A 1,185-nucleotide genomic window follows, 5' to 3' on the forward strand; every position below is an offset into this window, starting at 1 on the left:
TATTTAATGAGATGGTCACTCCCTCCTTCCCAGTACTATGCTGAGGACAGGCTTTCATTCGGAGAACCATCATGGAAAACATTGCGCTTATTGGTATCGATCTGGGTAAGAACTCTTTCCATATTCATTGTCAGGATCATCGTGGGAAGGCCGTTTACCGTAAAAAATTCACCCGACCAAAGCTAATCGAATTTCTGGCGACATGCCCGGCAACAACCATCGCGATGGAAGCCTGTGGCGGTTCTCACTTTATGGCACGCAAGCTGGAAGAGTTAGGGCATTTTCCAAAGCTGATATCACCGCAATTTGTCCGCCCATTCGTTAAAAGCAACAAAAATGACTTCGTTGATGCTGAAGCTATCTGTGAAGCAGCATCACGTCCATCTATGCGTTTCGTGCAGCCCAGAACCGAATCTCAGCAGGCAATGCGAGCTCTGCATCGTGTCCGTGAATCCCTGGTTCAGGATAAGGTGAAAACAACTAATCAGATGCATGCTTTTCTGCTGGAATTTGGTATCAGCGTTCCGCGAGGTGCTGCCGTTATTAGTCGACTGAGTACCCTTCTTGAGGACAGTAGTTTGCCTCTTTATCTCAGCCAGTTACTGCTGAAATTACAACAGCATTATCACTATCTTGTTGAGCAGATTAAAGATCTGGAATCTCAGTTGAAACGAAAGTTGGACGAAGATGAGGTTGGACAGCGCTTGCTGAGTATTCCCTGCGTTGGAACGCTGACTGCCAGTACTATTTCAACTGAGATTGGCGACGGGAAGCAGTACGCCAGCAGCCGTGACTTTGCGGCGGCAACAGGGCTGGTACCCCGACAGTACAGCACGGGAGGTCGGACGACATTGTTAGGGATTAGCAAGCGGGGCAACAAAAAGATCCGAACTTTGTTGGTTCAGTGTGCCAGGGTATTCATACAAAAACTGGAACACCAGTCTGGCAAGTTGGCCGACTGGGTCAGGGAGTTGTTGTGTCGGAAAAGCAACTTTGTCGTCACCTGTGCTCTGGCAAACAAGCTGGCCAGAATAGCCTGGGCACTGACGGCGCGACAGCAAACTTACGAAGCATAAAGGCAGAAATACACCAGTTTAAACAATCATTCATCTGGTTTTGCGAATACTGATATTGATGATACTAACGGCCCACCGGCCTGTTGAGGAACCTGTAAAACGGAAAGGC

General features: G+C 48.3%; 1 protein-coding gene. It reads left to right on the plus strand.

Going from position 1 to position 1,185, the window contains the following annotated elements:
- Positions 1 to 71: 71 nt before the first annotated feature.
- Positions 72 to 1,076: an IS110-like element IS5075 family transposase gene (locus L2I46_RS29150; RefSeq protein ID WP_000427619.1), complete on the plus strand. Its 1,005-nt coding sequence runs from the start codon at positions 72 to 74 to the stop codon at positions 1,074 to 1,076.
- Positions 1,077 to 1,185 lie beyond the last annotated feature (109 nt).

Source organism: Klebsiella sp. 2019SCSN059 (genome assembly GCF_021739525.1).
GTDB classification, from domain to species: domain Bacteria; phylum Pseudomonadota; class Gammaproteobacteria; order Enterobacterales; family Enterobacteriaceae; genus Klebsiella; species Klebsiella quasipneumoniae.